The organism is Ancylomarina euxina, assembly GCF_003863355.1.
Taxonomy (GTDB): domain Bacteria; phylum Bacteroidota; class Bacteroidia; order Bacteroidales; family Marinifilaceae; genus Ancylomarina; species Ancylomarina euxinus.
Window position 1 is genome coordinate 13,484 of the sequence record NZ_QQWG01000005.1, and the last position, 22,815, is coordinate 36,298.

Here is a 22,815-nt window from a genome sequence, read left to right on the forward strand (position 1 = left end):
TTCTGTTTGAGGGGTGAGAAATTGAAAATCTCGCCTGATCTTGAGAAGGATGTGCAAGCTTAAAGCTGAAGGGTGTATTTTGCCAATAAATTTTTGATATGAGATTAAAAAGCAGGTGGAAGCTAAGCGCTCTCTTTTGAGAAGAGAGATATCTTTGACTAAATATGAAAAGCACTTGTGTGCTATGCTTGTTAATTGTGTACATCCTTTCGTTTTTTGGCCGAATTAGAAATTCGGAGTTACCAGTTTCCCAGATGATGCTTTTTAATTGAGCGGCAAAATAAGTTCTTTTTTAGTTTAAATGCAAAATGATATTGAATTTAGATTCGATATGACTAGTAATTCATTGTTAGATTGGAATATAGGTTAATTGAAATATTTGGTTTTATTCTTTTTCGTAGAAAGACTCTATGCCTGGATATTCGAATTTTTTCTTTGCCATCTCCTGAGGGAAAATCATATAGGTCACTTCTGCTTGAGATCCAAGCAAGCCTTTATGATCGAGAATTTCGGTATAGATTTTAGCAAATTTCTTTTCTTGAGAGATTAGCTTGGCTCTTACAGTAATTTTACCATGATCTGTAAGGACAGATCCACGGTACTTGGCATTCAATTCTGTGGTAACGCCACTTGTTTGACATTTTACAAAAACAACCCAACTTGCAATTTCGTCCATAATGGTAGCCTGTATGCCTCCATGCAATACATTCTTAAAACCAGAGAGGTGTGATTGAGGCTCCCATTCTGCAATAAGAAACTCCCCATCTTCGAAGAAATCCATTTTTAGACCATTACTGTTATGAGGAGAACAACCGAAACAGTTGCCATTGTCACCATTTATAAAGGGGTTGATTATTTTTTTCATAGGGTTGAAATATAGATGTACTTATTCTAAAAGCAAATGTAACATTTCTTACTAAAGTGAGTATCGATTGATGATTTAATGAAACCTGAATTTTTAAATAAAATCTATAAGTATTTGAGAGTTGTTTATTATCAAAAATGGAGGTTTATGTTCGAGTCTGATTTTTAGTGTAAGTAATTTAGAATGATTGTGTTTTAGACTCATAAAAAATGTGTCTCATGTAAACATAAAGAGGGTTCGTGTAATTAGTATTGATAAATTGGAAAAAAATAAGACTTTTGTGTACCTTTTTATATCAGCCATACTATAATTGACTATATATCATGCTATAAAAACACCTCTGGTTTATAATATAAACAGGAGATGTGATGCTGTAATTTAATGAAAAAACGACTTCTTATATTACTGTTCTTGATGGAGCTTGTGGTTTCTAGTTTTGGGCAACAAGATAAAATGTTTACCCAATATCAGAATTACCCTTCATCTATCAATCCTGCCTATGCTGGTTCAAGAGGATCTACTCAGATTCTTGGAATTGCAAGAAAGCAATGGGTTGGTTTAGACGGTGCGCCCAAAAGTGCAGTTCTTTCTATAAATTCTCCAATTTCATTTTTCAATATGGGAGTAGGTTTAACTCTGGAAACAGATGTTATTGGTCCTGAGAAAAGTACAGATGTTGGTGTTGATTTTTCTTACAAAATTAAGTTAGCCGAAACCGTGTTCATGAATTTTGGCTTAAAGGCTGGTTTAACTCATCAAAAAGTGGATTTAACAAATTCAAGAGTTGTAGACCAATACGATCCTTTGATGCAGGAACTCAATAACGATGTGCTCCCAAATTTTGGGGTTGGTAGTTACGTTTATGGAGATGATTTCTTTGTTGGATTTTCTATACCAAGGCTGCTACAAACAGAAATAAAAAGTGGGGGTATCTCAAATGCCAAACTTGACAAGAATAAATTGCATTATTTTTTAATGGCTGGCTATTTAGTAAAAGTTAATCCATTTATAAAGCTGAAACCAAGCATGCTATTAAAAGCAACTCAAGGATCAAGACTTTCATGGGATCTTTCAGCAACAGCCATATTCTTAGATCGATTTTGGTTAGGAACCTCATTAAGAAATGAAGATTCTGTAGCAGCCATTTTTCAAGTTAATATCAACAATCAACTCCGATTGGGGTATTCTTACGATATCGCGGTTTCAAAACTATCTAGTAGAACACATGGTTCTCACGAAATCTCAATGAGCTATGATATAGTATTTAAATCGAAGAGATTGAGATCTCCACGTTATTTCTAGAACTTTATAAAATTGACAATATATCATGAATAGGTTTGTATTATTCTTCATTCTTTTAGCTATTTCATCAGCTTCTTTCTCACAGAAATTATCTGTGCGTTCGGGTGATCGTGAGTTTGATGATTTCAACTATAAGAAAGCAATAGAATATTACGAATATGCATTGAAACATGATTCTGAAAATGCCTATGTTCTGAGAAGGTTAGCTCAATCGTATCACAAAATGAATCATAACGATAAAGCGACTGAGTATTTTGAGTTGTTGATTGAGAATGAAAATAAAGATGATTCAGATTTTATTCTGCTGGGTGACTTTTTGAAAGAAAGGGGGCGATACGGACAGGCTAAGCTCGTTTATCAGCAATATCTGGATAAGCATCCCGATGATAAGTGGATTCAGAAAGAAGTTGAGAATGTGAAGAAATTCGAGAAAGAGACTCTTCAAGATCTGATTTGTGAGCTGAAAAGTTCTCCTTTTAATTCAATTTATACTGATTTTTCGCCTGTCTATTATAAGGAGAATATAATTTTTAGTTCTGGTCGCCAAAGTAAGGATTATAGAAATGACAAATACGATTGGAATGGTGAATTCTTTTTGGACTTGTTTGTTTATGATGATACTCAAGAGGCACAAAATCAAATTGTTCGTTTTGGAAATGGTATAGGATCAAAATTTCATGAAGGCGCTATTTGTTTCTCTTCTGATTTCAAGAAAATGTTCTTTACTAGAAGTAATTATTTTAAAGGGAAGCTGAAGCGAGATAAAAATGGAGTTAATAATCTGAAAATATTTATAGCCGAAGAGAATAAAGGTAGATGGAAGGTCAGCGCTGAGTTTCCATATAATAGTGATGAGTATTCTGTAGGTCATCCTAGCCTTTCAAAGGATGGGAAGGTTTTATATTTTGTGTCTGATATGCCAGGTGGGTTTGGTGGAACCGATTTATATCGAAGTTATTTGATTGATGGTGAATGGTCGAAGCCTGAAAATTTGGGTGAGCGAGTAAATACAAAAGGAAATGAGATGTTTCCCCATTTTAATTCAAATAATTCCTTGTTTTTTTCTTCGAATGGGAATGCAGGTAAGGGGGGATTAGATTTATATGTTGTTAATACATATGGACGGGAGTTTAAACCAGGACACCTTGGGTCACCAATGAATTCAAGTGCAGATGATTTTTCTTTAGTTATGCATCCTGATGGTCGGGTTGGTCATTTTGCATCAAATAGAATTGGAGGATTGGGTGAAGATGATATTTACAGTTTTGAAATAGAGAAAGACAATAGAGTTAATCTTGTGATAAAAGATTCTCTGGGTGAAAATTTTGTTATTCCAGATCAAATTAGCCTGATTAAACCTAAGGGAGTGGGAGTAAAATATGATGGTGAGAAAAAACAATATTCATTTGATATAAAAGGAGAACAGGTTTATCAAATTTTGGTTGAGAAAATAGGCTATTATCCCGTGGATACAGTCTTATATAGTCATATACTCGATCCTGAGATGACACATTATTTTAAAATGAAGAAACGTAAATCTTTATCTGGTATAAACGTGAATTTTGCAACGAAAGATTTTTTAAGTGGTGAATTATTGATTCCAGATATTCTTCAAATTATTGAACCTGAAATTATTGATCTCCACCCAGGCATAGGCCTTGGGAATTATGCCGTGAAATTAGAGAATAATATAAATTATAGAGTTTTTGCTAAAAAGAATGGTTACTACGCCCTTGATTTTAGGTTTCTAACAAGTGATAGTGTGATGGATATTAATCATGAACTGTCTATGAGATTAATGTCTGAAAAGGATATTAAAAACGAATTTTTACCTGATGAGTTGGCTACTGTCTATTTCGATTTCGATAAATCGAATGTGAAAGAAGAGGCTTTTGATAATATAGATAAAGTTGTTGATCTATTAAAGAAAAATGATAAACTGATGGTAACTCTTGTGGCTAGGGCTGATGCTCGTGGAACATCAGAGTATAACGATGCATTGGCTTTTAGACGAGCTGCTGCAACGCGCGAGTTTTTCATTAAAGGAGGTATCGATATCAATAGAGTCGTCATTCTAGCTTTAGGAGAGAGTTCGCCTTTTGATAGACTTGAGGGACAAACATTAATGGATTGGTATCGAATTAATCGATGTGTCGATTTTGAGTTGAATACTTTTATAGATGAACAAGTTGATGAAGTAAGTGATCACTAATATGATTTTTCGTTGAATCATAATTCTCTTTGAGTAGGAGGGGTCCTATTAGATGTTTAAATGTTGGGTGCCTTGCATCCTTAGATTCGTTCTTGAGAACGAGTTATAATTTCAGAACATAGGTGGTTTGAGTTGGGAAGGTTTATAGATAGAAAACTACCAAAATACAAAAAAAACATGAAAAATTTGTACTCACATAAAGAGACCAAGCTAATGATTAAAGGTGTTTTAATTGCCTTAATTGTTATCTTTTGTATAGGTGCTAATGATGTCCATGCTGAAGGAACGAAGCAATTAGCTCCTAAAGCTAGTGATAGAGTCTATACGGCTTTTAATGATGCTAAGCATGGGAATTTTGGGAACTACAATAGTACGGATACGGAGCGTATATATATTCATATTAAGGACCCAGCAAATGAGCTAATCTATTTTGGATTTTCTCAATTTGTAAATAATGGGCATTCACATTCGAGCTCAGTGAATAAAGTTAATACCTGGATGCGTATTAAGGATCCCAATGGGATTGTTGTTTGGCCTAAATATGGCTCGCATAATGGAGAGAAAGTTCCTGAGAATATGGTTACATCATTGGAGCAGGTAAAGAATGGTCCTAATCAATTATGTGGGGCAGGTGGATATAATGCATTTGTTTTTAAGCCAAATAGTGGAGCTGGAGATTATTATATCGAATTTAGTGCTGCGCAAGCAACATATAAGAAAAGAGCTATTTATACGGAGTGGTGGGATATAACTGTAGCGAGTAAAGGTGCTGGGGCAAAGGCCATTGATGGGCGAGTTTATGCCAAGCAATGGGCTTTAGTCTCTCCACGTATTTCAACGTATTGGTACGATAGAGATTTTAACGGAAAGGTATACAGTTACGCGGAGTCTACATCGTATGAAGGAGGTTATGTGACTGAGGTTGATTTTGAAAATTCAGGATTTAGAGGTGCTCGTTTTAATATAGCCTTTAATTCTACAGGCACTGATAATACTCTCGATTTTGAAGTAAATAGAAAATCAGTTGAGAATAAAAACAAACTTTCTCCAGAATATAAAATTTTCTTAAATGAGCCAGACGAAACGGCTTTCCCTTCTGCTGAAGGATATGGGGAATTTATTGTAGATGAAGTAAATAATTACCCACGCTTGTTTGGTTGTCCAGGGAAATACTTTTTCCGGGTTGCAGTTGAGAAAAAAGGGCGAATCGATTTGCTTCTTGATTTTCATGGATCTAATAATAAATATGATCCTGGAACCAGAGACAGAATTATAACAACTCTATCTCACCCTTTCCCAAATGAGGACGGTGTTCTTATTCGAGATATTGCCTGGGATGGATTAGATGGACTAGGGCAGCTGGTTACTGATATAGAATCAGTTTCCTGTGTATTCGATTATTTTCAAGGAACTTTTCATTTCCCCATGTATGATGTGGAGCATTTGACTAAAGGTATAGTTCCAAGAACAGTTCGACCAGAAACACCTACAGCATACGTGCCAAAGTTATATTGGGATGATAGTAATATTAGAGAGGATTTACCTGGTGGTCAACTAAAAGTTGATTTGACAGGTGAAAAAGCACCAAGTCATTATTGGGTTGAATATGAGTACGGTAATGAAAATTCGATTAATACCTATTGGCATTCATATAGTTCAGGGACAACTAAAACCTGTGTTTTGGAGTTGCCTGAACATACTTGTGATCTTTTTACACCAGGAACAATTAGCGGAACAGTCTTTAATGATTTGAACCACGATGGTTTAAAAGATGCAGGCGAGTTAGCATTGATGGGTGCTGAGGTTCGATTGTATTGGGATAAGGCCTATAATAAAGTGATTGACGCAGATGATGAACTGATAGAAACTTTTACAACACAATCATTAGAAGCTTTAGGTTATAATAATGACTTAGGGAATTATATTTTTAAACCTCAAATTGGAAGACAATACCTTGTTGAGGTAACCTATGGATCTAATATTATTACAAGTGAGAATCCTCGATCGTATGCAATTTATTCTTCCGGACTTGAGTACTTTGATCAACATTTTGGTGTTGCAACTTTACCAAAAATAAGCTTAACAGTTTCTGAAAGTACAATTCAAGAGAATAATGAGAGTTCGATCATAACTGCAGAATTAGATTATCCATCATTGTTGCCAGTAACAATAACACTAGTTTATGGCGGAACTGCTGAGGCAAGTGATTATAGCTTAACACCTGGTTTGAATGCTAAGAATTCGAGTACAATTGAAATTCCTGTAGGGGAATTGAGAGGGGAAATTGTTTTGTCTTCAATTCATGATGTTTTGGATGAGGATAATGAAATTGTTGAGATTACTGTTTCCACAATTGTAAATGCTGTTAAAGATGGCGTAGTGCGTGAAATAATTACGATTCTAGATGGAAGTAGTTCTATTAGTGATTTAATAGACAGTGATTCTGATGCCAATTCCATTAGTGAAAATGCGAAGGCAGATGATTTGGTGCATATTACAGCTTTAGCAACAGATGCCGATGGCGATGTGATTACGTATCATTTAATAAATGATGCAGGAGGTCGATTCAAGATTGATCTTTCGACAGGCGTTGTGACTGTAGCGGATGCGAGTCTGATTGACTTTGAGATGAATGAGTCACATATCATAGAAATTGAAGCTCGTAGTTCAGATGGTTCTAAAGTTTCTGAGGAATTTACCATTTTGATCACTGATGTTGATGAAACAGGCGGCGATACGGATCATGCTATTACAAATTTGATTGACAATAATCCTTTAAATAATTCTATAAGTGAAAATGCAAAGGCAGATGATTTGGTGCATATTACAGCTTTAGCAACAGATGCCGATGGCGATGTGATTACGTATCATTTAATAAATGATGCAGGAGGTCGATTCAAGATTGATCTTTCGACAGGCGTTGTGACTGTAGCGGATGCGAGTCTGATTGACTTTGAGATGAATGAGTCACATATCATAGAAATTGAAGCTCGTAGTTCAGATGGTTCTAAAGTTTCTGAGGAATTTACCATTTTGATCACTGATGTTGATGAAACAGACGGCGATACGGATCATGCTATTACAAATTTGATTGACAATGATCCTTTAAATAATTCCATAAGTGAAAATGCAAAGGCTGAAGATTTGGTGCATATTACAGCTTTAGCAACCGATGCTGACGGCGATGTGATTACCTATTATTTAATAAATGATGCAGGAGGTCGATTTAAGATTGATCTTTCGACAGGCGTTGTGACTGTAGCGGATGCGAGTCTGATTGACTTTGAGATGAATGAGTCACATATGATAGAAATTGAAGCTCGTAGTTCAGATGGTTCTAAAGTTTCTGAGGAATTTACCATTTTGATCACTGATGTTGATGAAACAGGCGGCGATACGGATCATGCTATTACAAATTTGATTGACAATGATCCTTTAGATAATTCTATCAGTGAAAATGCAAAGGCAGATGATTTGGCACATATTACAGCTTTAGCAACTGATGCTGACGGCGATGTGATTATCTATTATTTAATAGATAATGCAGGAGGTCGATTCAAGATTGATCTTTCGACAGGCGTTGTGACTGTAGCGGATGCGAGTCTGATTGACTTTGAGATGAATGAGTCACATATGATAGAAATTGAAGCTCGTAGTTCAGATGGTTCAAAAGTTTCTGAGGAATTTACCATTTTGATCACTGATGTTGATGAAACAGGCGGCGATACGGATCATGCTATTACAAATTTGATTGACAATGATCCTTTAGATAATTCCATAAGTGAAAATGCAAAGGCTGATGATTTGGCACATATTACAGCTTTAGCAACAGATGCCGATGGCGATGTGATTACCTATCATTTAATAAATGATGCAGGAGGTCGATTCAAGATTGATCTCTCGACAGGTGTTGTGACTGTTTCAGATGCTAGCTTAATAGATTTTGAAGTTGATGAATCTCATATGATAGAAATTGAAGCTCGTAGTTCAGATGGTTCTAAAGTTTCTGAGGTATTTATCATTATCATCATCAATGAGGATGTCGATTCTGATCATCCTATTAGTGATTTGATCGATAATGAAGAGCGAGAGAATGTTATTAGTGAGAATGTTCTAAACGATGCACCTGTTTATATTACAGCGCATGCTACCGATCTTGATGATGATGCGATTACTTACCATTTAATTAATGATGATAATGGTCGATTCAAAATTGAAGAAGTTTCAGGAGTTGTAACTGTAAAAGATGAAAGTCAGATCGATTTTGAGAAAAATGCGAATCACACTATCCGTATAGAAGCTCGAAGTGCTGATGGTTCTAAAATTGCTGGTGATTTCCCAATTTTTGTGACTGATATTGATGAATCAGGAGGTGATACAGATCATGCAATTGCCAACTTAATAGACAATGATTCTGCTGATAATATTATTAGCGAAATGGAGGTGAATGATTCTCCAGTTCATATCACTGCCTTGGCGACTGATGCCGATGGTGATGCAATTAGTTATCATTTGTTGGATGATGCTGGCGGACGATTCAAGATTTATGCTTCATCAGGTATTGTTGTGATTGCAGATGAAAGTTTAATTGACTTTGAAGTAGAGAAAACTCATATCATTCGTATAGAGGCACGCAGTACTGATGGATCGACAATAGCAGAGAATTTTACGATATCAATTACAGATGTTAATGAAATCTTACAAGCTAATGATGATTATTCGCAAGTAAATGAAGATGATGTTCTGAATGGTGAAAACCTGTTGACTAATGATTATAGGGTTCCAAGCACTAATTTGACAATTAATACAAACCCAGTTGTTGATGTAACTAATGGAAGTTTAGTCATTCATGATGATGGAACATACACTTATACGCCTAAATTGAATTATAGTGGTTCAGATTTATTTACCTACAGTGTTTGTGATGATGGATCGCCTCAGCAATGTGATCAGGCTACAGTTAATATTACAATTATATCGGTTAACGATGGACCTATAGCCATGAATGATAAAGCTCAGGTGAATGAGGATGAAATATTGACTGGCGCAAGTGTTTTAGATAATGATTCGGATGTTGATAGTGATATCTTTGAGATCAACACGTCTCCAATTGAAGATGTTGAGCATGGTAGTTTGACTATAAATCCAAATGGAACTTATACTTATATTCCTGATGCCGATTTTAATGGTACAGATATGTTTACTTATGAGGTTTGTGATAATGAAACTTTAACTGCTTGCGGACAAGCTACAGTGACTATTTCAGTTTTACCAATGAATGATGCTCCACGGGTATTCGACTATGAAATGGAGGTGAAAGAAGCTTCATTGAATAATCCTATTGATTTGGAAAGTCCTTATGATCCTGATGGTGATGAGCTTTCTGTAAAGATTCTTACAACGGTTGAATTTGGTGAAATCGTTCTTGCAAATGGTCGAATTCTTAATGATAATGATATTATCTCAGTTGATGATCTTATTAGTATGGAATTTAATACTAGAGAAAGATACATTGGAGAATTGACAATGCTCTATGTGGTGAGTGATGAAAGTGGCTTATCTACACAAGGGAGAGTTAAGATTATTGTTGTTCCCATTGATGTGTTTATTCCCAATGCGATTACACCCAATAACGATAATTTAAATGACAAATTTAAAATTGTAGGTCTGGAGAGATTCCCCGAAAACAGTTTAAAAATTTTTAATAGATGGGGAAATATTGTCTATAAAAAACGTTTTTACGATAATAGTTGGGATGGTTATGGAAATGTTAAAGGACAAATTTCTAACGACAGGCTTCCGCCAGGAACTTACTATTATATTTTCAAATTTGGAATAAAGAAACAGCCCTTATCTGGTTACGTTTATATGACTTACTAATAAAATCTAGAAATGCCACTTAATTATTTATGTGGCATTTTTTATAAACTAAGTTTAAGCTGTAATTTAATTTCTGATTTTGTGTCTCCTGAAATTTCTGATTTGCCAGAACCAATATTTTTGGTGTTGCTATATTGCGTACGTGCATATCGAATATACAGACTGGCTGATCTATTGAACTTGTATCTGAAATTGAAGTAAAAACGTGATCCCTTATTGAAATAAGCTGGTATTGAAAATGCATATAGGATGTCATTTTCGTAGGCATAAATTCTGGTGTTGAACGAGTCGGTGTCGAATAGAGCATAACGAATGCTTGTTGTAAATGGTAGTTGACTATGATGATAGATAAGATCCTGATATAGGAGATAGCCATTTTCTTTCTTAGATTTTTTGTATTCCGATAATTCTAAACGATTCCTAATTTCCCAGTTCTCATTAAGTTTAGCCGATAAATGGAGACGATACTGTTTTTTCGAGATATCTATTGGGGTTTTTATCTTTTCATCATTTGTGTTCTCAGGTTTAATTTCGTGCTTATATCTAAAATAGACTGAGAGTCTTTTGTTCGGATTAAATTCTATTTGAGAAAGATAATCACGCCCAGTTGTTGGGGAACTAACGCGATACTTGAGCCAAGGGAATTCGTATAGGTCATAATAGGCTAAAACGGTCCATTTAGGGTAAGGATGAAATTCAGCTCCAAAATAGATTCCTTCTTCGTTTTGAGTGCCAGATTGTTCTCCAAAGGCATTACCATAAAGAGCTTGGTAATCCTTATCGTAATTTCGATAAATGACTTCTAAGGATAATTGAGGATGTGCCTGCAACTGCATACCCTGTAGAATGGCATGACCACCTGATTTACTTTGTCCAACTTCACCATACCAATGTATTTTCTTATATCGAGTTTCGTAGTAGGCACTCAGGTTATGGTTTTCTTTTCCTGAAAAATCATAAACCTTATAAAAATCATCTGTATTATTAGCAAGTTCTGGTGAAAATTGAGATTTTAGAAATGAAGCTCCAAATTCGACATTGTTTAGGCTGAAAAGCAATGTACTACCCCATACTTTTTCATCGAGCTTATCCTTTTGCTCCGATTCACTATATGAACGATGAAGTCCTGTGTTAACAATACTTTTTGTGAAGCCATTTTCAATGCTTGCATCTCTTTTTTTTGATGAAGCAAAAGCCGTTAAATTAATGTTTTTTAGAAGTTGGATTTGGATTGCGCCTCCTCTGAAAAATAGATTTTCGTCAGTTGAATGATAGGATTTTATACCCTGAAGTCTTTTGGCATTTTGAGTGGTAAAGGTTGATTTGCCAGATCCTAAACCTGACCAAAGACTTAAGCCTTGCCCAAATTTAACATGGTAATCTCCAATATTAATTTGGCGAATTGTACCCTTGCCCTTATATTCTACAAAAGCGGAGTAAAAGTCGAATCCATTGGTATTAATTCCCTTGAAAAATGGTTCGCCAGCATCATTTTCGGCGGTAAAACCAAATTCAATATTCTTTTTAGGAGAGCTGTATTTATAGCGCGTATAATATTTCCATTCATTGCCAAGATATCGAGGATTGTTTTTGGGAACCATTGGTTCATCTTCTTCGAAATAATAGGTTTTATAGCCCTCTTCTTGTTCTAATGTTCTTTGAGTTTTGGCTAGAATAAAATGTTTGGCTCTACTTTTTGTTGGAATTGAAATTTTTTGAGAGTCAATTCCTAAGCTTGTGAAAGGAATTATTTTCTGAAGTATAGAATAGCTGAAACCATCCAGTAATCTAAGTTCGTAAAAGCTATAAATAAGGCCATTTTCTTTTCGGTAATCCAAGATATTTTGGATTTGATAGTCTGAAAGAAGAAGCAATTGTTCTAAATCATCTTTGTCAGCATTATTTAAGTTAATTGGATTGTCGTATAATTCATTGAATTTCTCTAGTAAGTTGGTGTAATCTAAATTTTCATCGCTGTTTTCAGCAATATTCTCTATCATTTTCTCAATAATATCATTTCTACTTGCTGTATTTTGTCCGATAAGCTTCGTGCATACAAGAAATATAATGGTGAGAATACTTATTATAGATTTAAAAGGAAGCATAGCTATATCTTAAAATGAGATATTGAGATCAAAAGAAGGTGTATAGCCTAGATTTTGATGTTTTGAGTAGGCTAAGTTTATTTTCATCATTTTATATTGATATCCCAAACCGAAGCTAATTTGGTCGGGATGATTTGAAACACCAAGACGAATAAAAAGGTTCTCGAGAAGCTTATGCTCAAAGCCAACTTTTAACCGTATATCATGGTCGAAATCTTTCTCGACTTCTGAGTTAAGCATCGTTTCCTTTGATAAATGCCACGAAAAACCTAAGCGTGCAACAGTTGGAATGGCTTCATCAAAATATAGGGTTTCAAATTTCTCCTGAGTCGGATTAAAAAGATGGAAGCCTACATAAAAGGCAGAAAATATTTCAGCTAATAAACCAATTTCGAAGTTATACTTGCTCTGCTCTCCATAAACTTGATTGAGTCTAACACGCATTTGATTGAGTTGAACGCTAGCCCAGAAATGTTGACCTAAGGCTTTAGAATAACCAAACCCAATTTTACTCTCTTTGTATAAATCTGATCCAAATTGCGAGTAATTAAGATTAAAACCACCCAATTTTGTGGGGAGATATAAAGCAATGGCTTTGGTGCTTAAATCCTCAATCTGAAATCGATTTTCGTAAAATACGCCTAATTGGATTTTTTTGAGTTTGGCCAAGGCAGCTTGGTTATTGTAGTTTGCCCAAATATCAAATGAAGAAACTGATGTCTTTGCCATGGCATTTGATCGTGCACCTCCTAAATGATTTTCAGAAGATGCCTGACCGAAGTAAGGTAAAAGTAGTAACAATAGGAAAAGTTTGATCGATTTCATTGCTAAATATTTTAAGATCAAACATGAAGTTAGTGTAGAATTATTAATATGTCAAATATTAAATTATTTTAAGCTTATGGTTTTGAGTAAAAAAAAATCCGCAAAGTAAATAGACTTACTTTGCGGATTAATATTGAATGTGTTTTTACTGATAAATCGGATAGATGTTTATTCTCAAACTCTATACTCATATTTTACGGTAGCCAATTCTTCATTTGCTTTAACGATCTTCTGTTTTAGGCTTTCTTTGAATTTAATAACTTCAGCTTGAAGTGCCTCGTCACCCGATGCAATAATTTGAGCAGCTAAAATACCAGCATTCATTGCACCATTTATAGCAACTGTTGCAACAGGAATTCCAGGAGGCATTTGTGCAATAGCAAGTAGGGCATCCATGCCATCCAGACTCGCTTTAATGGGTACACCAATCACAGGAAGTGGAGTCATAGCTGCAATTACACCTGGTAAATGTGCTGCCATACCTGCACCTGCAATAATTACTTTAATACCATTATCCATTGCGCCTTTCGCAAAAACTTCAACTTCTTCTGGTGTACGGTGTGCCGATAAGGCATTTATTGAGAATGGAATCTTAAAATCGTTTAAAATTTGGGCGGCCTTTTCCATAACTGGAAGATCCGAAGTACTTCCCATGATAATACTAACTTTCGCTTTCATCGTGTTTTAATTGGTGGATTTATAAAATTAATAACAAAAAATTGTACTTTTGTCGCCAAGTAAGAATTGTTTTAGTTCTATATGATCAACAAACATATGGTTGCTTTTGCTTAAGGCAAAAATGGAAAAAATATATGGATGTTACATTATGGATTTAAAACTTTTTTTTTATCCTTTAAATGCTTTGTTTTGATATGCTTACGGCTGTTGTGTAGCTTGGATGCAACTTGGTGTTTACAGAGTGATGAATCTTGGACGTTTATTTTCTTTAATGAAAATAAAATGGCTTACTTGGGAATAAAATTAAAAGAATAATCACCTAACGGAAGCATTAATTTAATTCCATTTGGAATTTTATGAGGCGAACTCTTTCCAAAAGAATAGGGAAGGCAAATAAAATTATAGACAGATGAAAACGGTAAAACTTCTTGATAGAGAGTTTAGGGTATCTATCCCGGCTGAGAAGATTGATAATGCTATTGCAGAAATGGCTGAGAAGATGAATAAGGATTTAGCAGGAAAGAATCCAATGTTTATTTGTATTCTAAATGGATCATTCATGTTTGCATCCGATTTGATGAAGCTAATAACTGTTGAAAATGCTGAGATTACTTTCATGCGTTTAACTTCTTACAAAGGAATGGGAACAACAGGTAAGGTGAAAAAATTGATGGGTTTCACTGAGGACCTTAAAGATCGTACAGTTGTTATTCTTGAAGATATTATTGACACAGGAATTACAATGGAAAACACTTTGGCTCAAATTGAAGAATATAAGGCTAAAGAGATTTTAGTTGCAACCATGTTATTTAAGCCTGACGCTTTGAAGCGTGATGTGAAAATTGACTATGTAGGTATTGATATTCCTAACGATTTTATTGTTGGTCGAGGTTTAGATTACGATGGTATTGGAAGAAATCTGCCTGATGTTTATACAGTTATTGACTAAATTTATTTGTGAGCAATCGGTTTTCGATTTCTCCGATGATTTATATATGAATTAAACTTCTTTTTATAATTCATTCTTGGATTTTAAGAAGAAGTGTTTTATTTTATAATAGCATTCAGTTTCTATGGTGAATATCATCATGTTTGGACCTCCAGGTTCTGGGAAAGGTACTCAGTCTAAGTTATTGCAAGATAAATTCAACTTGATACACTTATCAACTGGTGATGTTTGTCGGGAAGAAATAAAATTTGCAACACCCGAAGGTTTAGAAGCTAAAAGGTTAATTGATGGAGGTAATTTCTTTCCAGATAAATTAGCCTATCGAATTGTTGAAAAATTTTTAGATCAGCATTCCGATGCTAGAGGAATAGTTTACGATGGTATTCCTCGTCATATCGGACAAACCGATCATTTTGCCGAAATGTTGGCAGAAAGAAAAGGAGTTGTTGATTTGGTAATTGAATTGAAAGTTGAAGAAGAAATTTTAATTCAGAGATTACTTAAAAGAGGCGAATCGTCAGGTCGTCCTGATGATAGTGGAAGAGATGTTATTCTTAAGCGATTGAGAATTTACGATGACGTAACAGCTCCCATTGCCGATTATTATAAAACGAAAGGCCTGTACTATGCTCTTGATGGCATGGGATCTCTCTCTGAGGTTTTTGAAAGAATTGTAGCTCTCGTAGAGCAAACTTTCTCCAATCAAAAACTCAATATCGTATAACTAGTTACGAATTTTAAAGATACAGCATTTGTTATTTTGCATCTGTTGTATTTAACTCATAGCAAATAGCAGCTTGTTATTTAGGCTAAAAATCAATACAACATGGCAGGATCTAATTTTGTAGATTACGTTAAAATATTTTGTCGCTCTGGAGCAGGAGGGCAAGGATCGGCTCACCTTCACCGAGATAAGTTAACCATGAAAGGTGGACCTGACGGGGGTGATGGTGGTCGTGGAGGTCACATTATTATCAAAGCTAATAAACAACTTTGGACATTGATCCATCTGCGTTTTAGCCGACATGTGTTCGCTAAAGATGGAGGTTCTGGAGGACAGAGTAGAAGTACAGGATACGAAGGTGCTGATGAGGTTATCGAAGTACCATTAGGCACCGTAGCTCGTGATGCTGAAACAGGTGAAGTGATTTTTGATGTGACTGAGGATGGTGAGAGTAAAGTTCTTGTTAAAGGTGGTCGAGGAGGTCTGGGAAACTGGAATTTCCGATCGTCAACGAATCAGACTCCTCGTTATGCTCAGCAAGGTGAAGAACGTGTTGAGCGTGCCGTTATTTTGGAGCTTAAAGTCTTAGCTGATGTTGGTTTGGTAGGTTTCCCAAGTGTTGGAAAATCAACTTTACTATCTGTAGTATCTGCTGCCAAACCAAAAATTGCTGATTATCCATTTACAACCCTAGTGCCTAACTTAGGTATTGTTGGTTATCGTGATAATCGTTCATTTGTAATGGCCGATATCCCTGGAATTATTGAAGGAGCGCACGAAGGTCGTGGATTAGGTCTACGTTTCTTACGTCATATTGAACGAAATTCAGTTCTTCTATTTATGGTAGCTGCTGATAGTAATGATATTCATAAGGAATATAAAATTCTTTTGAATGAATTAAAAGAATTTAATCCCGAGTTGCTAGATAAAAAGCGATTGCTTGCTATCACAAAATCTGATATGCTTGATGAGGAATTGAAGGATGAGATTCGTAAAGATTTACCAAATATTCCAAGTACTTTTATTTCTTCGGTGGCCCAGCAAGGTCTTGTTGAGCTGAAAGATATGCTTTGGGCTGCTATAAATGAAGATAATGCTATAGCTGAAAAGGCTGAGTAAATCTTTCAAATATTTATTTTTTGACTTAGGCTTGGTGATAAACCAAGCCTATTTTTTGCTCTAAATTAATTGACAATATTATACTAACTATGTTGAGATAGGTGCAATAAAAGCTTGTTTTCTTGCGTTGTCATATTGTCCTTTTTACACTCATCATTTGAGATTCTCACTTACAACCTACTATGGAAACTTTACTTCAGCTCGATACAGAACTTTTAATTTGGTTTAATTCTTCGCATAGCCCATTCTGGGATGCTATAATGATGTTTTTGACTCGAATTGAGTTTTGGATCCCTTTCTATATTCTGGTGGGCTACCAAATATTTAAGTACAAAGGAAAAGAAGCGTGGTGGTGGCTGATTGGACTTTCCTTATTGATATTATTTGGGGATTTAATTTCAACTTATCTTTTTAAGAACATTCTTCAGAGATTGCGTCCGAGCCATGAACCAGCTTTGTCCGGTATCGTTAATTTAGTGAAAGCTTATACAGGCGATAAATTTGGATTTGTATCTTCACATGCTACGGCTGTTTTTGCATTCGCCATCTACACCTCAAAGCTCTTTAAAAATAATATTTATAGCTTATTTATTTCGATTTGGTCCTTGTTGATTGTTTATACTCGTTTGTATTTAGGTCTGCATTATCCAGGTGATATTCTTGGAGGAATAGTCTTAGGTTTAGGAGTGGGTTATTTCTTTTATAGAATCACACGCTGGTGGGTGTCGCGCTTATATCCACAAAAACAATTTGCACGTTATAAGCAGGTGTTGGAGAATTCCGGTGCAGGTATTTTGATTGCAGTTGTAGCTCTAGAAATGGTAACAATTTCGTTTGTGATCCTTAAACTGTTGAGATTAGGTTTCTTTTAGTTCCTATGAGAGCTTCGTAGGTCTGGATGATAAGACGATACAAATAAGCGGGCTGTTGTGTCCTATTTAAAATATTACTGTTTTGTCAGCCCATATACCAATCAGTTATTGAAGAAATGGGAGATAATTCGGTACGTTTTAATTGCCTTGATTTAAGACAAGTCAAACAAGCAAGTATACTGGCTGTACAAAATTATCCAGTTGTTGTTGGTTTGTAGTTCTAATTGCTCTTTTTATTGCTTTATTAATAAAAGGTATGCCATCCTTATCATAAGTCTATAAGAGATTTTCATCTTCTTCATTTATGAGATGGTTGGTTTGAACGTATTTTTTAATAAAATCTCTCTTCGTATCTTTTAGAATCCAATAAATCACCCCACTTATCAAGGCAGCAAAGAAGCACCATACTGATGTGAGGTATTGCCTGAAGAATATTGCCGTCACTACACATGAAAGGAACATCAATACGCCCAATAAATGTGTTTTTTTTACAGTAGAGACAAAGAGGGGGGCAATGGTTACTATTAAGTAAGTTGTAAATGCCAACATTCTTAAAGATTTAGGAAAATCGATATTATAATGGATATGATAATCCATAATTTGTGGATTTACATTGAAGGATAGCAAGCAAAAAGCATAATACAATGACAATAGTATACCCAGTGTCAGCAGAATCTTTAGTGTTTTTTTCTTTCTGTTATTTTCCTCCATCAATATTACTGATATAGGAATTATCGCGGGCCAGAGAACCTGAGCCATTACTAAGAAAATATAAGTGCAAATTTTCTGAATACCAATATATTCTGGAAAGGGTAATGTTAGCCACAAAAATCCCTCAGCAATTTGTTGAATCCCGAAAAATAGGGGAATACTCGCAAATACAAGTTGAGAAGGTTTCTGAATTTTATTAACAGTTGCAATTCCTATAGTCGAAATGATAATACCCCCTGCAAAACTAGCTTCTGGTGAAAAACACATATCAGAACTCATTTAAATAGTAAATTATTAAACAGATCTTTCTATTTGAAATAGTAAGTAGAAACACTAATGGGTAAGATGCAACAATTAAATGGATATTTGTCTTTATGAAGTCAATAATCTTGATGACAGATGTTTATGTATATGTGTGCGCTGGAGGATGCACAGTAGGTGTTAAAATAATGAGGAATAAATGTGAGTTGATTTGCAGTTTAGGTGATAGCATATCCCCAACTCAAAATCTTCAGATATGCTATCTGCATGAGCGAAATTATTATGGTGTGCCTGGCGAGATGTATTACTTTCTGCACTAGTTCATATAATCTGCGGAAGACTGATTTATGGGATATACATTTTATTAGTCCGACCTTTAGACATTACGACCTCTTTATTTAATATTCCCTTTCCAGAAACTAGGAGTGAATATAACAAGAAAACTTAATACTTCTAGTCGACCAATAATCATGAGGATGGGCAGAATGATTTTTGCAACATCAGATAGATGAGCAAAGTTAGATGCTGGACCTACTGTTCCTAAGCCAGGACCTATTCCCCCCATGGACGTAATTGATGCACTGAAAGCGGAAGCAGGATCGAGTCCTGTGGCCAATAAACACATTCCACCTATAAAGAAAATAAAGAGATAGATGAAAATAAAAGTAACAATGGAATGTACCTTATTTTCATCAATCGATTTTTTGTTGATTTGAATTAATTTAACTCGGCATGGGTGTATTTGTTGAAGAAATAATCTGAAAATTACTTTTACTGCGATGACATGTCTGATGACTTTTATACCGCCGCCAGTAGAACCGACACAAGCACCCACAAACATCAATAAAAATATAAGCAGCCACGATACTTGATTCCACTCTAAATAATCGGCAGATGCAAATCCAGTAGCTGTGATCACAGAAATAACTTGGAAAAAGGAATCGCGGAAAGCTTGTTCAAAAGGTAGGCCTATCTTAAAATAAAGCATCAAGCTTATTGTAGTTCCCACTAAGAAAATAATACTTAGATAAGTTCTTAATTCAATATTGTTGATTAGATCTTTAAATCGCCCTTTTATGAAGCCATAATGCAAAGCAAAGTTGATACCTGATATCAGCATAAAAAACATCATGACATACTGTACAAACGGCGTGTAAAAACCAGCACTGGCATTTTTAGTAGAAAAGCCACCTGTTGCAATACTAGCAAAGGCATGGCAGATACTCTCATAAAAATTGACGCCTCCTAGCATTAGTATCACGGTCATGATGGCTGTTAAGCTGATGTATATGCCCCATAAGCGTTTTGCCATCGATGAGGTTTTGGGCATCAGTTTACTAGAGTCAATACCCGATGATTCACTGGAGAATAATCGGTAGGATGCAACCCGAAGTGAAGGGAAAATGGCCACTGTTAATACGATAATACCCATTCCTCCAATCCAGTGGGTTAGACTTCGCCAATATAATACGGCCTTTGGTGCCGCTTCAATATCAGTTAATATGGAGGAGCCAGTTGTTGTAAAGCCAGAAATTGATTCGAAAAGTGCATCGATAAAGCTATTTGTTGTATGGCTTAGCCAAAAGGGTAAGCTTCCTGCAACTCCCATGATTATCCAAGCTGAAGATGCTAAAATGTAGGCCTCTTTGGCTCCAATTTCTTTGCTATAGCCTTTAGTTAGTAAAATCAATACTAACCCTGTAATTAATGGGATTGCTATTGATTCTTCGATTGCAAATAAAATGCTGTTTTCATGAAAGTAGATGACCCATGGTACGATTGTCATCATGAAAGCAGCGATTATGAGGAGTATACGTCCTATGATGTTTAGGACAAATTTTAAATTCATAAAGCTCTACATTAAGATTGCAAATGTATATAAATAATGAAGAGCTTGTTGTGTGAGTTGCAAGTAATTGATGTTTTTTTATGCAATGGTTTGCGACTGTAAATGGGTTTTATGTTTGGTATAAGTTGAGATGCGGAGTCGATCAATGCTAAAGATTCCAGCGTTGTTTAGGTGTTTTTGTTTTACCTTTTAGGTTTTGTGAAATCTATTTCTTAACAACGTATGTTGCTTGCGGATGAGTCTGTAGCTCCCTATTCAAGTTGTGTTTAGCTCTTTATAAAGTTTCCAATTTATGAGCTGTTGATAAACTACTTTCGGAAAAGTCATACTTTTAGCTATATTTGTGGGTGGCTGATTTTTCAGGATTATTTTGAACTCAGAAATCACATGAAGAGATAATAATAATTCAAGTGTAATTGGTCAATTAGGGGTGTAGGTTACTAATATAAGCTGATTCACTTTTTCAAACCTATTCTTCGTGGTTAAGGTCCTCGATAATAAAAGACCTTTTATTTGTTAACATTTTGAGCGCTTCAATAAATGACAGCTAAATATTCAGAAGATTCAATTAGAACTCTCGATTGGAAAGAGCATATTCGAAAACGACCTGGTATGTATATCGGAAAGTTAGGCGATGGTTCTTCTCATGATGATGGTATTTATATCCTGATTAAAGAGGTTATCGATAACTCTATCGATGAATTTGCGATGGGGATTGGGAAATCAATTCATGTTGATATTACGGATCGAACCGTTTGTATTCGAGATTTTGGACGAGGAATTCCCTTGGGTAAGGTTATCGATGTAACATCGAAAATGAATACGGGAGCCAAGTATGATTCTTCTGTATTTAAAAAGTCAGTAGGACTTAATGGTGTCGGTATTAAGGCTGTAAATGCGCTTTCCAATGAATTTATCGTAGAATCATTTCGTGAGGGAGAGATGAAAAAAGCTGTTTTCTCAAGAGGTGAGTTAACTAGTGAAGAAGAAATTAGGACAAGCGAAGAAGATAATGGGGTTAGAATCACTTTCCATCCCGATCCTGAAATGTTTTCGAATTATCGTTTCATAAGCGAGTATATTGAATCCATGCTTAAGAACTACGTTTATTTGAACGCAGGTCTTTCAATATATTTTAATGGCAAGAAGTTTTTATCTAAAAATGGACTTCTTGACTTGTTACATGAGAATATGAATGGTAAAAGTCTTTACGAGGTTATTCATCTTAAGGGTGAGGATATCGAACTGGCTATGACTCATGGACATCAATATGGCGAAGAATATTACTCATTTGTTAATGGTCAGCATACCACACAAGGTGGTACACACTTAGCGGCATTTCGCGAGGCAGTTGTAAAGGCTGTTCGCGATTTTTACAAAAAGGATTTTGATATTTCAGATATCAGAACCTCAATTATTGCAGCAATCAGTATCAAGGTACAAGAGCCTGTTTTCGAATCTCAAACGAAAACGAAGCTAGGATCTAAAGATATTGGTCCCGATGGGCCTTCGGTTCGAAATTTTATAATGGATTTTGTGACCTCCAATCTGGATAACTACTTGCATAAGAACCCTGAAGTATCTGATGCGATTTACAGAAAAATTCTTGAGTCGGAGAAGGAGCGTAAGGCCATATCGGGGATTAAGAAAATTGCTAAGGAACGCGCTAAAAAAGCGAACTTACATAACAAAAAACTACGCGATTGTCGAGTTCATTTCAATTCGACTCATGAAAATAAATCAGAGACTAGTATTTTTATTACCGAGGGAGATTCGGCCAGTGGATCGATTACAAAATCCAGATCAGTAAATACGCAGGCCGTTTTTAGTTTGAAAGGGAAACCTTTGAATACTTATGGACTGACGAAGAAGATTGTTTATGAAAACGAGGAGTTTAATCTCTTGCAAGCAGCCTTGAATATTGAGGATGGACTTGAGGGTTTACGCTACAATAATGTGATTATTGCCACGGATGCCGATGTTGATGGTATGCATATTCGTTTGTTGTTGATTACTTTCTTTCTGCAATTTTTCCCCGATATAGTCAGAAGTGGACATTTGTATATTTTACAGACCCCTTTGTTCCGAGTTCGAAATAAGAAGACGACAAAATATTGTTATTCTGACGAAGAAAAAGAAAGAGCAATGAAACAGTTGGGAGCTAATCCCGAGATTACTCGATTTAAGGGTTTAGGAGAGATTTCTCCTGACGAATTTAAATATTTTATTGGGAAGGATATTCGATTAGATCCTGTTTTGATGAAGAAAGAGGATTCTGTTTCTGATATGCTATCCTTTTACATGGGTAAAAATACACCTGACAGACAAGAATTTATTATTGAGAATTTGCATGTTGAGCGTGACGAGATCAACGGATGATAATTGAAATGTAGGTTTGTCAATAGATAAAATAATTAATACAAAAATCTAGTTTTTTTAGGCTAGCATAAATAAAACTAAATA

Annotated in this window: 15 protein-coding genes; 9 read left to right on the plus strand and 6 right to left on the minus strand. The window is 35.3% G+C overall.

Annotated elements, in window-relative coordinates:
- Positions 1 to 385: 385 nt before the first annotated feature.
- Positions 386 to 865, minus strand: a complete 480-nt coding sequence (locus DWB61_RS06610; RefSeq protein ID WP_125030114.1) for a PaaI family thioesterase — start codon at positions 863 to 865, stop codon at positions 386 to 388.
- 381 nt (positions 866 to 1,246) lie between these two features.
- Here DWB61_RS06610 and DWB61_RS06615 point away from each other — a divergent pair, with 381 nt between their 5' ends.
- The 3 genes from DWB61_RS06615 to DWB61_RS06625 all read left to right on the plus strand — a co-directional run bounded on the left by DWB61_RS06615 (position 1,247) and on the right by DWB61_RS06625 (position 10,259).
- Entirely contained in the window at positions 1,247 to 2,167 is a 921-nt protein-coding gene (locus tag DWB61_RS06615; protein ID WP_125030115.1) for a PorP/SprF family type IX secretion system membrane protein, read from the plus strand.
- 25 nt (positions 2,168 to 2,192) lie between these two features.
- Positions 2,193 to 4,379, plus strand: a complete 2,187-nt coding sequence (locus DWB61_RS06620; protein WP_125030116.1) for an OmpA family protein — start codon at positions 2,193 to 2,195, stop codon at positions 4,377 to 4,379.
- A 177-nt stretch (positions 4,380 to 4,556) separates the two neighbouring features.
- Positions 4,557 to 10,259 carry an Ig-like domain-containing protein gene (locus DWB61_RS06625; protein WP_125030117.1) on the plus strand — a complete coding sequence of 1,901 codons (5,703 nt, stop codon included), beginning with the start codon at positions 4,557 to 4,559 and terminating at the stop codon, positions 10,257 to 10,259.
- Between the two features lie 41 nt (positions 10,260 to 10,300).
- Here DWB61_RS06625 and DWB61_RS06630 read toward each other — a convergent pair whose 3' ends face one another.
- From DWB61_RS06630 to purE, 3 genes are all read right to left on the minus strand, one after another.
- Entirely contained in the window at positions 10,301 to 12,364 is a 2,064-nt protein-coding gene (locus DWB61_RS06630; RefSeq protein ID WP_125030118.1) for a ComEA family DNA-binding protein, read from the minus strand.
- A gap of 9 nt (positions 12,365 to 12,373) precedes the next feature.
- Entirely contained in the window at positions 12,374 to 13,189 is an 816-nt protein-coding gene (locus DWB61_RS06635; protein ID WP_125030119.1) for a PorV/PorQ family protein, read from the minus strand.
- A 174-nt stretch (positions 13,190 to 13,363) separates the two neighbouring features.
- Positions 13,364 to 13,867, minus strand: coding sequence for a 5-(carboxyamino)imidazole ribonucleotide mutase (gene purE / locus DWB61_RS06640; protein WP_125030120.1), 504 nt, complete (start codon positions 13,865 to 13,867; stop codon positions 13,364 to 13,366).
- 409 nt (positions 13,868 to 14,276) lie between these two features.
- Between purE and hpt the strand changes: the two genes are divergently transcribed.
- From hpt to DWB61_RS06660, 4 genes are all read left to right on the plus strand, one after another.
- The gene (hpt, locus tag DWB61_RS06645; RefSeq protein WP_125030121.1) at positions 14,277 to 14,816 is read left to right on the plus strand and encodes a hypoxanthine phosphoribosyltransferase; all 540 of its coding nucleotides are present in this window, start codon (positions 14,277 to 14,279) and stop codon (positions 14,814 to 14,816) included.
- Positions 14,817 to 14,940: 124 nt separating this feature from the next.
- The gene (locus tag DWB61_RS06650) at positions 14,941 to 15,540 is read left to right on the plus strand and encodes an adenylate kinase (RefSeq protein ID WP_125030122.1); all 600 of its coding nucleotides are present in this window, start codon (positions 14,941 to 14,943) and stop codon (positions 15,538 to 15,540) included.
- A 102-nt stretch (positions 15,541 to 15,642) separates the two neighbouring features.
- The gene (obgE, locus tag DWB61_RS06655) at positions 15,643 to 16,659 is read left to right on the plus strand and encodes a GTPase ObgE (protein WP_125030123.1); all 1,017 of its coding nucleotides are present in this window, start codon (positions 15,643 to 15,645) and stop codon (positions 16,657 to 16,659) included.
- Between the two features lie 182 nt (positions 16,660 to 16,841).
- The gene (locus DWB61_RS06660; RefSeq protein ID WP_125030124.1) at positions 16,842 to 17,531 is read left to right on the plus strand and encodes a phosphatase PAP2 family protein; all 690 of its coding nucleotides are present in this window, start codon (positions 16,842 to 16,844) and stop codon (positions 17,529 to 17,531) included.
- A 276-nt stretch (positions 17,532 to 17,807) separates the two neighbouring features.
- Here DWB61_RS06660 and DWB61_RS06665 read toward each other — a convergent pair whose 3' ends face one another.
- The gene (locus tag DWB61_RS06665; RefSeq protein ID WP_125030125.1) at positions 17,808 to 18,521 is read right to left on the minus strand and encodes a DUF6629 family protein; all 714 of its coding nucleotides are present in this window, start codon (positions 18,519 to 18,521) and stop codon (positions 17,808 to 17,810) included.
- A 95-nt stretch (positions 18,522 to 18,616) separates the two neighbouring features.
- On the opposite strand from DWB61_RS06665, the gene DWB61_RS06670 reads away from it, so the two are divergent.
- Positions 18,617 to 18,823 carry a hypothetical protein gene (locus DWB61_RS06670; RefSeq protein WP_125030126.1) on the plus strand — a complete coding sequence of 69 codons (207 nt, stop codon included), beginning with the start codon at positions 18,617 to 18,619 and terminating at the stop codon, positions 18,821 to 18,823.
- A 74-nt stretch (positions 18,824 to 18,897) separates the two neighbouring features.
- On the opposite strand, the gene DWB61_RS06675 is transcribed toward DWB61_RS06670, so the two are convergent.
- Positions 18,898 to 20,352: a TrkH family potassium uptake protein gene (locus DWB61_RS06675; RefSeq protein ID WP_125030127.1), complete on the minus strand. Its 1,455-nt coding sequence runs from the start codon at positions 20,350 to 20,352 to the stop codon at positions 18,898 to 18,900.
- Between the two features lie 540 nt (positions 20,353 to 20,892).
- On the opposite strand from DWB61_RS06675, the gene DWB61_RS06680 reads away from it, so the two are divergent.
- On the plus strand, positions 20,893 to 22,731 hold the full coding sequence (locus DWB61_RS06680; RefSeq protein ID WP_125030128.1) for a DNA topoisomerase IV subunit B: 1,839 nt from the start codon (positions 20,893 to 20,895) through the stop codon (positions 22,729 to 22,731).
- Positions 22,732 to 22,815: the final 84 nt, after the last annotated feature.

Excerpts from the sequence above, each read along its gene's own strand:
- DWB61_RS06610 (WP_125030114.1), bottom strand. The coding sequence starts at position 865 with ATGAAAAAAATAATCAACCCCTTTATAAATGGTGACAATGGCAACTGT.
- DWB61_RS06615 (WP_125030115.1), top strand. The coding sequence starts at position 1,247 with ATGAAAAAACGACTTCTTATATTACTGTTCTTGATGGAGCTTGTGGTT.
- DWB61_RS06620 (WP_125030116.1), top strand. The coding sequence starts at position 2,193 with ATGAATAGGTTTGTATTATTCTTCATTCTTTTAGCTATTTCATCAGCT.
- DWB61_RS06625 (WP_125030117.1), top strand. The coding sequence starts at position 4,557 with ATGAAAAATTTGTACTCACATAAAGAGACCAAGCTAATGATTAAAGGT.
- DWB61_RS06630 (WP_125030118.1), bottom strand. The coding sequence starts at position 12,364 with ATGCTTCCTTTTAAATCTATAATAAGTATTCTCACCATTATATTTCTT.
- DWB61_RS06635 (WP_125030119.1), bottom strand. The coding sequence starts at position 13,189 with ATGAAATCGATCAAACTTTTCCTATTGTTACTACTTTTACCTTACTTC.
- purE (WP_125030120.1), bottom strand. The coding sequence starts at position 13,867 with ATGAAAGCGAAAGTTAGTATTATCATGGGAAGTACTTCGGATCTTCCA.
- hpt (WP_125030121.1), top strand. The coding sequence starts at position 14,277 with ATGAAAACGGTAAAACTTCTTGATAGAGAGTTTAGGGTATCTATCCCG.
- DWB61_RS06650 (WP_125030122.1), top strand. The coding sequence starts at position 14,941 with ATGGTGAATATCATCATGTTTGGACCTCCAGGTTCTGGGAAAGGTACT.
- obgE (WP_125030123.1), top strand. The coding sequence starts at position 15,643 with ATGGCAGGATCTAATTTTGTAGATTACGTTAAAATATTTTGTCGCTCT.
- DWB61_RS06660 (WP_125030124.1), top strand. The coding sequence starts at position 16,842 with ATGGAAACTTTACTTCAGCTCGATACAGAACTTTTAATTTGGTTTAAT.
- DWB61_RS06665 (WP_125030125.1), bottom strand. The coding sequence starts at position 18,521 with ATGAGTTCTGATATGTGTTTTTCACCAGAAGCTAGTTTTGCAGGGGGT.
- DWB61_RS06670 (WP_125030126.1), top strand. The coding sequence starts at position 18,617 with ATGAAGTCAATAATCTTGATGACAGATGTTTATGTATATGTGTGCGCT.
- DWB61_RS06675 (WP_125030127.1), bottom strand. The coding sequence starts at position 20,352 with ATGAATTTAAAATTTGTCCTAAACATCATAGGACGTATACTCCTCATA.
- DWB61_RS06680 (WP_125030128.1), top strand. The coding sequence starts at position 20,893 with ATGACAGCTAAATATTCAGAAGATTCAATTAGAACTCTCGATTGGAAA.